Origin of the sequence: Lactococcus cremoris subsp. cremoris KW2, from assembly GCF_000468955.1 — a bacterium.
Taxonomy (GTDB): domain Bacteria; phylum Bacillota; class Bacilli; order Lactobacillales; family Streptococcaceae; genus Lactococcus; species Lactococcus cremoris.
The window spans coordinates 2,039,564-2,052,438 of record NC_022369.1 but is presented as its reverse complement, the minus strand read 5'-3'; the positions used below and the strand labels follow the sequence as shown (position 1 = coordinate 2,052,438).

The following is a 12,875-nucleotide window of genomic DNA, read 5'->3' as shown; positions in this document are numbered from 1 at the left end:
TTTGTGAGCTTGGACTAGAAAAAAACTTCACAAAATGCTATACTAGGTAGGTAAAAAAATATTCGGAGGAATTTTGAAATGGCAATCGTTTCAGCAGAAAAATTCGTACAAGCCGCTCGTGATAACGGATACGCTATCGGTGGTTTCAACACAAACAACCTTGAATGGACTCAAGCTATCTTGCGCGCAGCAGAAGCTAAAAAGACTCCAGTATTGATCCAAACTTCTATGGGTGCGGCTAAATACATGGGTGGTTACAAAATGTGTAAACTCCTCATTGAAACTCTTGTAGAATCAATGGGAATCACAGTTCCAGTTGCAATTCACCTTGACCACGGTCATTTTGATGATGCATTGGAATGTATTGAAGTTGGTTACTCATCATTGATGTTTGACGGCTCACATCTTCCAATCGAAGAAAACCTTAAACTTGCTGAAGAAGTTATCGCTAAAGCTCACGCTAAAGGCATTTCAGTTGAGTGTGAAGTTGGTTCAATTGGTGGTGAAGAAGACGGTATCGTTGGTGAAGGTGAACTTGCTCCTATCGATGATGCAGTTGCAATGGCTAAACTTGGTGTTGACTTCCTTGCAGCAGGTATCGGTAACATCCACGGTCCTTACCCAGAAAACTGGAAAGGTCTTCACATTGATCACCTTGAAAAATTGAACAAAGCACTTGTTGAAGCTATGGGACACAATGTGCCAATCGTACTTCACGGTGGTTCTGGTATCCCTGATGACCAAATCAGAGAAGCTATCGCTAACGGTGTAGCTAAAGTTAACGTTAACACTGAATGCCAACTTGCTTTCGCAGCTGCTACTCGTAAATTCGTTAATGAATTTGACGCTAATGAAGCAGAATACATGAAGAAAAAACTCTTTGACCCACGTAAATTCTTGAAACCTGGTTTCGATGCAATTACTGCGTCAGTTGAAGAACGTATCGATGTATTCGGTTCAGCAAACAAAGCTTAATTTGCTTGTGAAACTAATATAAAAAAGAAATTGCTATGAAGCAGTTTCTTTTTTTTGATTTAAGAGTGCATATTACGGTAGAATAAGAATAGAATATGAAATGAGAACTAATGGTTTAGTTGCTCAATTAATTAAGTTTTAAAATGTGATATAGGTGTTCCAAGTCTTTTCTATATTATACTACTTACTCAAAGGAAGGTGATTTTTAGTAGATATGTATCATATAATATACAAGTGATAATTAAAAGTTGTTAAGTTGACTTGAATGATTAAAAGTGTTACAATTGTGTAAATGTAAACGTCTTGAAGAAATGATGTTGAAATTATACTATTGTAAGCTATGGAGGATAAAATACATTGGTAAATACGCAAGTGAAGCGAGTGAAAAAGCAAAAATTTATTGCAGGGACTGCTCTGCTTTTAGGTATGGCAACATTTGGTATGGTTGGTAAGGCTGATGACCTTTCTTCTTCAAATACAAATGGTGGAGTAGATAACTCAAAAGTAGATAATGATAATCAGGAAAGTGTAAAAACGTCTACTGAAGGTGTTTCATCAACGACTGAGAATGCAAATACTGTATCAGAAAGTAAAGTCACTTTAACAGTAGATTCTGAAAGTGCGCCTTCTAAGACGATTAGTGTAGGTACTCAATCAAATATTTCAGGTACTAGTGATGGTTCTGATTCATTACAAAAAACTGAGACATCTGATTCATCATCAAAACCAAGTACATCTGATTCATCATCAAAACCAAGTACGTCCAATTCATCATCAAAACCAAGTACGTCCAATTCATCATCAAAACCAAGTACATCTGATTCATCATCAAAACCAAGTACGTCTGATTCATCATCAAAACCAAGTACATCTGATTCATCATCAAAACCAAGTACATCTAATTCATCATCAAAACCAAGTACGTCTAATTCATCATCAAAACCAAGTACATCTAATTCATCATCAAATAATAATTCGGCTACTAAACCTTCTACAACTACACAAGCGCCTCCAGTAGCACCATCTACGACGGCACCATCAGCAACACCATCTACAACGGCACCTTCTAATTATTATCAAAATAGCTCTTATAATCAAACGTCAACTGCAGCGCAAATTCCTAATTCTTCATCAGATTCAGCAGCCTCTGTATATAGTGGGCCTGTATTGAAAAAAATCGAAGCTGCTAAACCAATTGAAAAAATTGATTCTTCTAGCACAGAAGCTTTTATTAAGAGTATCGCCGATCGAGTACGAATTTTAGCAGGTAAAAATAATTTATATGCTTCAATTATTTTGGCGCAAGCGATTTTGGAATCTGGTTCTGGGCAAAGTAATATGACCCAACAATATTTTAATATTTTCAATATTACGGGAGCTTATTTAGGAAAATCAATTTCATTTAAAACAGAAGAATTTTCTGGGAATAATCCTTATTATATTGAGCAAAGTTTTAGAGTTTATAGCAACTATGACCAAGCTTTAGATGATTATATTAACTTAATGATTAAGGGGACAACTTGGAATTCAGAAATTTATGCTGGTGCTTGGAAATCTCATGCGAAAACTTATCAAGAAGCAGCTCAAGCTTTACAAGGTATCTTTGCTACAGACCCTGAATATGCTCAAAAATTGATTGAAATTATTGAAGAATATAACTTGAATTTTTATGATAATGTCGACAGTACGACTCAAGTTTTAGATAGTAATATTCCAGAAAGTCCACTTGTCGCTTCAAAATTAGATTCATCAACTTATCCAGATTATAATGGGGTGGAATATCCTGGAGCAGATAGTTATGCTTTTGGTAACTGTACTCAATATGTTTATAATCGAATTATTCAGCTTGGTGGACAAATTGGGACTCATATGGGTAATGGTGGAGAATGGGGTATCAATGCTCAAGCTCAAGGTTACTTTACGACAACTGTTCCTACTGAGGGTTATGCTGTCAGTTTCCCACCAGGTGTAGCTGGTTCTAGTCCAGAATATGGACATGTAGCTTTTGTTGAGAAAGTTTATCCAGATAATTCTATTTTAGTTTCTGAAATGAATGTAAAAGGAAATAATATTGTCAGTGAACGCCATATTTCCGCTGGTGTTGCCGCGTTAGCAACTTATATCCAACCTAAATAATTAGTAATGATAGAATAAAAAAACATCAAAAATTTAAAATTAGGAATACTTTATCTAATTATAAAAAGAAGAGATTAAAAATCAGCCCAAAGGCTGATTTTTATTTGGCAAAAGTTTGAGATAATAAGTGTACGAGATAAAGACAATCTCAATAAAAAAAGTTTTTAAGATATTGAATGCTTGAATGAGCAGAGAAAGGATCTAAAAAAATGGCTAATAAAAAAGATAGAATAATGGATTTGATGCGTCGTGGAATTATCACGGAAGATGAAGCTTTAGAGCTACTTGAAAAAAATGGTTCAGTTGATTCAGAAACTTCGGATGAAAAAACAGATTCAAAAGAATTCTCATATACAGACAAAGAAGGATATGTTAATCACGATGTAGATTTTCCTGATGCAATGAAAAATGTTGCAGAAAGTTTGTTTGCTAGAGGAAAAGAAATTTTTCAAGGGGTAGCTAAATCAGTTGATGATAATATTGATTTTTCAAAAGGCTTTCCAAAAGTTAAATCAACTTCTCATATCGTAGAAAAAGATATTGAAGAAGATTTCAAAAAAATTGATCTCAATCTTAAAAGTGGTAAGGTAAGTATCTTGCCAGGTGAGAATGCTCATGTAAAAGTAGAATACAAAGTTTACGGGGCAGTTGAAGATGGAAATGTAGAAGCTTATATCGCTGAAAAAACTAAACTTGAAGTTGAAGATGATGTGCTTGAAATTGAAGCAAATGGTCGAATTTCTGCAGATATTGAACTCTATTTACCAATTAAAGATTACGAAAATATCGAAATCAATGCACCTCATGCAGAACTTAAAGTTGAAAAAATTTCAACTCAAAAATTAAACATTAATCTCATTAATGGGACAGCTGAAGTTGTCGAAGTAAATAGTGATGAATTAAAAATTAATAATAAAAATGGGGAAATCAAGGTTCTTGATGGAACAAATTCAGATTTGGAATTAACTGCTGTTAATGGTAATATTAGAATTACAACGGCTTTCGAATCTGGTGATATCTCTCTCGTTAACGGAAATATATTGCTGACCGAAAAAACAGGAACGGCTCACAAATTAAACGTTAAAAATGTAAATGGGGACATTAAAGTTTCAGTGCCTGAAAGCTTAGGCTTAGTTGGACATGTTCGGACAGTCTTTGGCGGGTACAAAACACGTTTAAATCTTGATAGTCCATTTGAAGCAGGACGTAATGGTGCAGCTGTTGTCCGTCAAGGAGCAGAATCATTAACCTTCGAATTCGAAACAAAATCAGGAACAATTTGGCTTAAAGATACCGAAATGACTGACAAAGAAGAAAATTAATTAAAATCTACTAGATGAAGCCGCTAACAGCTTATGACAAGTCTGTCAGAGTTTGTTAGTAAAATAAGATGGCTGTCAGTAAATTTTGAGAAGAAAGGTGAGAAATGGCTAAGAAACCTCTGAAAAGATCAAGTAGCAATCGAGTCATAGCAGGAACCGTCGGGGGACTTGGGGAATACTTTGGCTTGAGCCGTACAGTAATTAATGTAATTCGGGTTCTGATTGTGCTTGGTACTTTCGGAAGTTGGGGAACATTACTCATTGTTTATGTGATTGCGAGTCTATTAATGACACCGTCACAGGGATAACTCAATTATTAAAAGAAAGGATAAATTATGTCTCAAAGACAATTAACAAAATCGGTGACAAATCGTCGAGTGAGCGGTGTCATTGCAGGGATTGCAGAATATTTTGGTCTAGGTCGTGATGTTGTGACGATTCTTCGGATATTGTTTGTCGTCCTAGCTTTTGGTAGCTGGGGTGGCTTGATTCCCTTGTATTTCGTAGCAAGTTGGATTATTCCAAGTGCTAGACCACGAAATTACTATGATGATTCAGAAAATGATTATCAAGAAAAATGGAACCGCAAAGCGCAACATTTTGATGAAAAAATGGATCGTTGGTCAGAACGTTATTCAGATAAAATGAATAATTGGGCACGCCGTTATGAAGATAAAGGGCGCCAAAATCAACAAGATTCAAACCAATGGGGAAATCCGTGGGAAGAACCCAAAGGTCGTAAGACTAAAGAAGCTCAACCAGTTGAAAAAGAAAAAGAAGATGACTGGTCAGATTTTTAATAAATTTAACTGACAGAACTGCAAGTTCATCATAAGTTGTTCTGTCAGTCATTCATAACTGGTCCACCATGACCTAAAACTGGCCTCCTATATAATATAATAATAATAACTGGAAAAATGGACTTGATTAAGTCCATTTTTTTAGTGATATTTCACCGCTGGAAAGTATTTTTTGTTGACCATTAGCTAGCTTAACAATGAGCTCACCGTTGGAAGTCAAATCTGTAGCGATTCCTGAAAAGTTCTGACCAGATTGAACAAACTCAACTTCTTTTCCAAGAATAAAAGAGTGTGATTTATAGATATCAAAAAAAGTTCCAGTGGATAGGCGATGAAACTCTGACCAGATTTCGGCAATTAATTCTGAACGATTGATGTTTGGCTTTTCATTGTAAAATAGAGAAGTTGCTTTATTCTCGATTTCAGGTGGAAATTGAGAAATAGAAAAATTAATTCCGACTCCAATTACAACCTGAGTTCCCTTAGCTGGATTTAGAGAAGTTTCGGCAAGGATACCGACAAACTTTTTATTATTTAAATAAAGATCATTAACCCATTTGATTTGTGGTTTTTTGTCAGTAAGTTTTTCAATGGCGGATACAACCGCGGCACCAGTAAGTAAAGTAAATTCTGGCAATTTTTCTGGTGCAACTGATGGCATAAGAGACAAACTCATATAAATTCCACCGGAGTCCGCAGCAAAATACTGACGGCCAAATCGACCATAAGTTTGATTTTGTTTTTCTGTTAGATAGAGACAATTTTCTTGGCCATCTAATTTGGCATCTTTTTGAGTTGATTCAGATTCAGCAACAATCTTAACATCAGATAGCCAAGGATTTTTTTGTAAAATGATAGATTTTTCGAGTTTGTCATTCATTTTTTTATTATATCAAAAAACTATTCTCTTATTCTTTTTTACGATTTTAGAGCTGATGAAAGTTTTCAGAAAAGTCTAACGATAGTAAGTATTTGACTTTCAATTGTCTACGGAGTATAGTTTTATTAGAACAAAGTTAGGAAAGGGAAAAATAACTTGGTATTTGAAAAAACAGTCTTGAACAAAGCACTTGCAGTTGCTTTCGATATCCCCATTGCAGTGACTTATTGGGATGGAAAAACAGAAAAGTATGGTGAAGGAGAAACTCAGGTTCACATCACTTTCAATAAAAAATTCTCATTTAGCGATTTATCATCAATGCCAACCTTGGTATTAGCTGAGGCTTATATGAATGAAGAAATTGAGATTGAAGGGAGTATCCAAGAGCTTGTTGCATCAGCTTACCGTAAAGCGGACAGTTTTTTAACTGACCAATCTGGCTTTGGTAAATCAATGCTCAAACTTTTGGGAAATCATTCTCAAAAACAATCTCGTGAAGATATTCATAGTCATTATGACATCGGAAATGACTTTTACAACAAATGGCTTGATCCAACAATGACTTACTCATGTGCATATTTTGAACATGAAGAAATGACACTTGAAGAAGCACAAATTGCTAAAGTTCATCATATCTTGGACAAACTTGATAGCAAACCTGGTGGCCGTTTACTTGACATTGGATGTGGTTGGGGAACTTTGATGTTTAAAGCCGTGCAAGAATACGGACTTTCAGCAGTAGGAGTGACACTTTCAGAAGAACAATATTATTATGTTCGTAAAAAAGCTGATGATTTGGGACTTTCTGACAAGGTTAAAGTTTACTTAGTTGACTATCGTGACCTCAAAGAAGAGCCATTTGATTACATTACCTCTGTCGGAATGTTTGAACATGTTGGTAAAGAAAACTTGGAAATGTATTTCCAAAAAGTGTCTGATTATCTCAAACCAAATGGTCGTGCCTTGATTCATGGAATTACTGGTCAACACCGTGGTGCCGGAGTGGACCCATTTATTGAAAAATATATTTTCCCCGGAGGATATATTCCAAATATCGCTGAAAATGTTGAACATATCATGACAGCTGGTTTGCAAATGGACGACCTTGAACCTCTTCGACGTCATTACCAAAAAACCCTTGAAATTTGGAATGAGAATTATCTTGAAGTATTTGGTGAAGTTGAAAAAGAAATGGGTAGACCATTTGCTCGCATGTGGACTCTTTATCTTCAAGCTTGTGCCGCAAGTTTTGAAGCTGGAAATATTGACGTCGTTCAATATCTCTTGACCAAAGGAGCCTCAGGACAAGGCTTGCCAATGACACGCGAATACATGTTTAAAAAACATTAAGTTTGACAATTGATAAGTTGAAAAGCAAGACCATTCAGTGTTTCGGGTCTGAATTATCATAAGAACAACTTATTTCAAATTTACTGATGAAAATACTAGCATATCCGTAAGCACTGAAGCGCCAACGGCTATCCTATGACGAAAATACTAGCATATCTGTAAATTGCTAAAGCAATAACAGCTATCCTATGATGAAAATACTAGCATATCCGTAATCGCTATCTATGCACTTCGTGCTACCTGAAGCATTTGCTTGTAGGGCGAATCGTCCATGGCTATTCTATGACAGAAATGAAACTCATCAGTAAATTTATTTTTAAAACATGTTAAGGAAAGAGTGCATTTTTTCCAAAAAAGAGGTAAAATAAGAGAGTTACGAGTCCCGAAAGGATTTGACCTATTTTAAAAAGTACTGATGAAAAAACTAGCATATCCGTAAGCGCTGAAGCGCCAACGGCTATCCTATGATGAAAATACTAGGATATCTGTAAATTGCTGAAGTAATAACAGCTATCTTATGACAGAACTTTCTGTCAGTAAAATTGAATAAGTTTAAAGACGCCTTGTAACCAAAATTTAGATTGGGGGACATTTTTAATGTCAGAAAAACATTTATTTACATCAGAATCAGTATCAGAAGGCCATCCAGATAAGGTTGCTGACCAAATCTCAGATGCCATTCTTGATGCCATTCTCGCACAAGACCCACATGCACACGTTGCTTGTGAAACGGTCGTATATACAGGGACAGTCAATGTCTTTGGAGAAATATCAACATCAGCTTACGTTGATATTGCCCATGTTGTTCGCGAAACCATCAAAAAAATTGGCTATACTGACAGCGAAAATGGTTTTGATTACAAATCAGTCGGTGTTCACGTCTCACTCGTTGAGCAATCAAGCGATATTGCTCAAGGGGTAAACGAAGCTGAAGAAGTTCGCGATAAAAATGGTCAGTTAGTTGACCCACTTGATTTGATTGGTGCTGGTGACCAAGGAATGATGTTCGGTTTTGCAACTAACGAAACTGCCGAATATATGCCACTTGCCATTTCACTTTCACATAAATTAGTTAAGAAATTGGCTGATTTGCGTAAATCAGGTGAAATTTCATACTTGCGTCCAGATGCAAAATCACAAGTGACTGTAGAATATGATAATAATGGAAAAGCAAAACGTGTTGATACCGTCGTTATCTCGACTCAACATGCTGCTACAGCAACAAATGAAGAAATTCATGATGATGTGATTAACAAAGTGATTAAGGCTATTATTCCTGCCGAACTTTTGGATGATGAAACAAAATACTTTATCAATCCAACAGGACGTTTTGTTATCGGTGGTCCTCAAGGAGACTCAGGTTTGACTGGCCGTAAGATTATTGTTGATACTTACGGTGGTTATGCACCACATGGTGGTGGGGCCTTCTCAGGTAAGGATGCAACTAAGGTTGACCGTTCAGCTTCTTACGCGGCTCGTTATGTCGCAAAAAACATTGTGGCTGCTGGACTTGCTGATAAAGCTCAAATTCAACTTTCTTATGCGATTGGTGTGGCCACTCCTACATCAATCAATGTTGAGACTTTTGGTACAGGTAAAGTTTCAGATGATGAACTTTTGGCCGCGATCCGCAAGGTCTTTGACCTCCGTCCAGCAGGAATTATCCAAATGCTTGACTTGCTTCGTCCAATTTATGGACAAACAGCAGCTTATGGGCACTTCGGCCGTACGGATATTGAATTGCCATGGGAACAAACGGACAAGGTTGAAGAATTGAAAGCTGTTTTAGCTAAATAAAATGCCTCGCCGAACTATGTTCGGTCTGACCTGACTTTGTCAGCTCCGCTGTCCATTTTGTCTATCCGCTAAAGCGAATGACAAAAAGGCACTTCGGCCGTACGGATATTGAATTGCCATGGGAACAAACAGACAAGGCTAATGAATTGAAAGCAATGCTTGAAAAATAATAAAAAAGCGGATTTCCGCTTTTTTATTTTCAACGAGTAGAGTTGCTTTCAATAGAATACTTAATCCTGTAAAATAGAAGTAACGATAAAAAAAGGAGCTTCTATGAAAAAAATAATCACTAAAGACTATGCAACGATGAGTGAACTTGCTGCAGCGATTGTTCTTGATAAGATGATGCAGCCAAAAAGAGTGAATCTTTCGCTAACAGCGGGGAATACTCCTCTTGGGATGTATGAAATTCTCTTTGATCGACTACAAAAAATGAATTTTGACCGCTCAAATATCCATTATTATAATTTTGATGAAGTGCCTCTTGCTGGAGAACGTTATGGTTTGACAATGAGTGCTTTAAAAATGGCTTTTTATGACCGAGTGCATATTGATGATGGGAATCTCCATGAGTTAAATTCTCAAAATAATCAAGTTTTTGATCAAAAAATCTTGCAGGATGGTGGGATTGATTTGATTGTCATGGGGATAGGAGAAGATGGTCATTTTTGTGCAAATATGCCAGGACATACAAGTTTTGAGCGAGAAGTTTTTGCTGTTCCATTTGAAGAAGGGGATGAAATTTATCGGTCAATCAAAGAGCTGACAGATAAAGAACCGGCTTCTCCTTATGTCACTTTTGGGCCACGAACAGTTCTAGCAAGCAAGCAACTTTTAGTCTTTGCTGATGGAAAAAATAAAGCAGAGATTATGAAAAAAGTTCTTGAAGGGCCAATAACGGAGGAAGTTCCTGCTTCGATTTTGCGAACGCATCCAAATATTACCTTTATTTTAGATGAGGCAGCAGCAGCTTTACTTGAAGATTAAAGAATAAATAAAGACAGTTATTGAAGTAGCTGTTTTTATTTACTTTTTTTGAAGTCTATTTATCATGACATAAATGACTTTAAAATATTCTGAAAGCGTTACACTATCTTTCATTGAATATTGAAGCTTAAAATGATATAATTAATGAGTGTTTTGCTATGCAAAATACATTAATTTATAATCAAACTGTGAGTAGAATTTATTGGAATGATTACTCACTTTAGAGGAGACTAATGGACATTATTTCTATCGTTCTCTTGGTCTTATTGGTTGTATTAGTTGTCGCATTTATTTTTTATGCCCAAAATATTAAGAAAAATAAGCAAGATGCTGAATCTCTTTTTAACGAAGCAGAAAATAAAGCAAATGAGGTGATGGCGAGTGCTAAACGTGAGGCGGAGTCTTTGAAAAGGGAGGCTGAAGCCTTCAAAAAAGAAGCCCGTTACACCCTTCGTGAAGAAGAACAAAAGCAACGTCGCGAAATCGAAGATGAATTTAAGCAGGAACGTCAGGAGTTAAAGGAGACTGAAAAGCGCCTAAAACAACGTGAAGAAATCTTAGACCGTAAGGATGATACCTTAACGAAAAAAGAAGAAAACTTAGATTCTAAAGAGGAAAACCTCGTTAGAAAAACTGATACGCTCAGTAAGCGAGAAGAACAATTAGCGCATATTGAAGAAAAGAAACGACTGGAATTGGAGCGTATTTCAAATTTGAGCATGGATGATGCTCGTGAAATTATCTTGAGTGAAACCCGTGATGGTTTAACAAAAGAGATGGCTCAAACAATTCGTCAAAGTGAAGAAAAAGCTCAAGCAGAAGCAGATAAAAGAGCTAAAAATATTATTTCACTTGCCATTCAACGTGTTTCATCTGATTCGGTAGCTGAACAAACTGTTTCAGTTGTCAATTTACCAGATGATGGCATGAAGGGTCGGATTATCGGTCGTGAAGGTCGTAATATTCGTACTTTTGAAGCTTTGACTGGAATTGATGTCATCATTGATGATACGCCAGAAGCAGTTGTACTTTCAGGATTTGATCCAATTCGTCGTGAAATTGCTCGAATGACACTTGAACAATTAGTTCAAGATGGTCGAATTCATCCAGCTCGCATTGAAGAGTTGGTTGAGAAAAATCGTAAGGCCCTTGATCACAAGATGCGTGAATATGGGGAACAAGCTGCATTTGAAGTGGGCGCGCATAATTTGCATCCTGACTTGATGAAGATTATGGGACGTTTACACTTCCGTACTTCTTATGGTCAAAATGTGCTTGACCATTCTGTTGAAGTGGCTCATATTGCTGGTAATTTAGCTGGTGAAATGGGAGAAAATGAGGCTCTTGCCAAACGTGCAGGATTCTTGCATGATATTGGTAAAGCACTTGACCATGAGGTTGAGGGAAGCCACGTTGAGATTGGTACAGAACTTGCACGTAAGTACAAGGAAAATCCAATTGTAATCAACACAATTGCTAGTCACCATGGCGATACAGAACCATTAAGTAACATCGCAGTACTTGTTGCAGCAGCAGATGCATTGTCAGCAGCACGTCCTGGAGCTCGTCGTGAATCAATTGAAAATTACATCAAACGTTTGAAAGACCTCGAAGCAATTTCAACAAGCTTTGATGGTGTGGAAACAGCCTTTGCTCTGCAAGCTGGACGTGAAATTCGAGTAATGGTTAAACCAGATAAATTGACGGATGACCAAATCGTAATTTTGGCGCGTGATGTGAAAAATCGAATCGAAGATGAGATGGACTATCCCGGTAATATTAAAGTTACCGTTATCCGAGAAACTCGAGCGATTGACTACGCAAAATAAAAAAACTGTCTTAGGACGGTTTTTTTATTTCGGATTACTAAGTTATATATCTTTTGGGTTACAAAAGCTAGTTTCTAGAGTGGAGTTTTGATAGAATGAACTTAATCGTTGATTTATATAGAGAATTAAAGATATATCGGAGGAAAAAATGCGTGAGCGTGGTTTATTAATTGTTTTTTCTGGGCCTTCTGGTGTTGGAAAAGGAACAGTTCGTGCTAAAATTTTTGAAAGTGACAACAACTTTGAATATTCAGTGTCGATGACAACAAGAAAGCAACGTCCTGGTGAAGTAGATGGAAAAGATTATTATTTCCGGACACGTGATGAATTTGAAGAAATGATTCGCAATGGACAAATGCTCGAATATGCTGAATATGTTGGAAATTACTATGGCACACCTTTAACTTATGTCAATCAGACATTGGATGAAGGAAAAGATGTTTTTCTAGAAATTGAAGTGCAAGGTGCACTCCAAGTGAAAGAAAAAGTTCCAGATGGTGTTTTTGTCTTCTTGACTCCACCAGATTTGGAAGAATTGCGTGGACGTTTGGTGGGACGTGGAACAGATTCAGCTGAGGTCATTGCTTCACGACTTGAAAAAGCAAAAGAAGAAATTCGTTTGATGAGTGAATATGATTATGCGGTTGTCAATGATAAAGTTGAACTTGCTGCTGAACGTGTCAAGAAAATTATTGAGGCTGAACATTATCGAGTGGACCGCGTGATTGAACGTTATGTTCATATGATTGATGATGTAAAAGCTTAATATAAAAAATACTGACAGCCAAGTCAGAAATAT

Annotated in this window: 11 protein-coding genes; 10 read left to right on the top strand and 1 reads right to left on the bottom strand. The window is 36.5% G+C overall.

The features are described from left to right. The first annotated feature begins 78 nt into the window (after window positions 1-78). The 5 genes from KW2_RS09785 to KW2_RS09765 all read left to right on the top strand — a co-directional run bounded on the left by KW2_RS09785 (window position 79) and on the right by KW2_RS09765 (window position 5,233). Complete coding sequence (locus KW2_RS09785) at window positions 79-975, top strand: class II fructose-bisphosphate aldolase (RefSeq protein WP_003131457.1); 897 nt, start codon at window positions 79-81, stop codon at window positions 973-975. 357 nt (window positions 976-1,332) lie between these two features. Then, window positions 1,333-3,111 carry an amidase domain-containing protein gene (locus KW2_RS09780; RefSeq protein WP_021037844.1) on the top strand — a complete coding sequence of 593 codons (1,779 nt, stop codon included), beginning with the start codon at window positions 1,333-1,335 and terminating at the stop codon, window positions 3,109-3,111. 209 nt (window positions 3,112-3,320) lie between these two features. Further along, on the top strand, window positions 3,321-4,433 hold the full coding sequence (locus tag KW2_RS09775; RefSeq protein WP_011676974.1) for a DUF4097 family beta strand repeat-containing protein: 1,113 nt from the start codon (window positions 3,321-3,323) through the stop codon (window positions 4,431-4,433). A gap of 104 nt (window positions 4,434-4,537) precedes the next feature. Continuing rightward, on the top strand, window positions 4,538-4,741 hold the full coding sequence (locus KW2_RS09770; protein ID WP_021037843.1) for a PspC domain-containing protein: 204 nt from the start codon (window positions 4,538-4,540) through the stop codon (window positions 4,739-4,741). Window positions 4,742-4,768: 27 nt separating this feature from the next. Continuing rightward, the gene (locus tag KW2_RS09765) at window positions 4,769-5,233 is read left to right on the top strand and encodes a PspC domain-containing protein (RefSeq protein ID WP_011835867.1); all 465 of its coding nucleotides are present in this window, start codon (window positions 4,769-4,771) and stop codon (window positions 5,231-5,233) included. 127 nt (window positions 5,234-5,360) lie between these two features. Here the strand turns inward: KW2_RS09765 and KW2_RS09760 are convergent, their stop codons facing one another. Further along, on the bottom strand, window positions 5,361-6,113 hold the full coding sequence (locus tag KW2_RS09760) for a biotin--[acetyl-CoA-carboxylase] ligase (RefSeq protein ID WP_021037842.1): 753 nt from the start codon (window positions 6,111-6,113) through the stop codon (window positions 5,361-5,363). A 156-nt stretch (window positions 6,114-6,269) separates the two neighbouring features. Here KW2_RS09760 and KW2_RS09755 point away from each other — a divergent pair, with 156 nt between their 5' ends. The 5 genes from KW2_RS09755 (at window position 6,270) to gmk (ending at window position 12,842) form a co-directional block, all read left to right on the top strand. After that, a complete protein-coding gene (locus tag KW2_RS09755) occupies window positions 6,270-7,463 on the top strand; it encodes an SAM-dependent methyltransferase (RefSeq protein ID WP_021037841.1) in 1,194 nt (397 codons plus the stop codon). Between the two features lie 597 nt (window positions 7,464-8,060). Continuing rightward, window positions 8,061-9,260: a methionine adenosyltransferase gene (metK, locus tag KW2_RS09750; protein ID WP_021037840.1), complete on the top strand. Its 1,200-nt coding sequence runs from the start codon at window positions 8,061-8,063 to the stop codon at window positions 9,258-9,260. 273 nt (window positions 9,261-9,533) lie between these two features. Then, window positions 9,534-10,247, top strand: coding sequence for a glucosamine-6-phosphate deaminase (locus KW2_RS09745; RefSeq protein WP_011676970.1), 714 nt, complete (start codon window positions 9,534-9,536; stop codon window positions 10,245-10,247). A gap of 233 nt (window positions 10,248-10,480) precedes the next feature. After that, window positions 10,481-12,076, top strand: a complete 1,596-nt coding sequence (rny, locus tag KW2_RS09740) for a ribonuclease Y (RefSeq protein ID WP_021037839.1) — start codon at window positions 10,481-10,483, stop codon at window positions 12,074-12,076. A 148-nt stretch (window positions 12,077-12,224) separates the two neighbouring features. Next, a complete protein-coding gene (gene gmk, locus KW2_RS09735; protein WP_011835859.1) occupies window positions 12,225-12,842 on the top strand; it encodes a guanylate kinase in 618 nt (205 codons plus the stop codon). Window positions 12,843-12,875 lie beyond the last annotated feature (33 nt).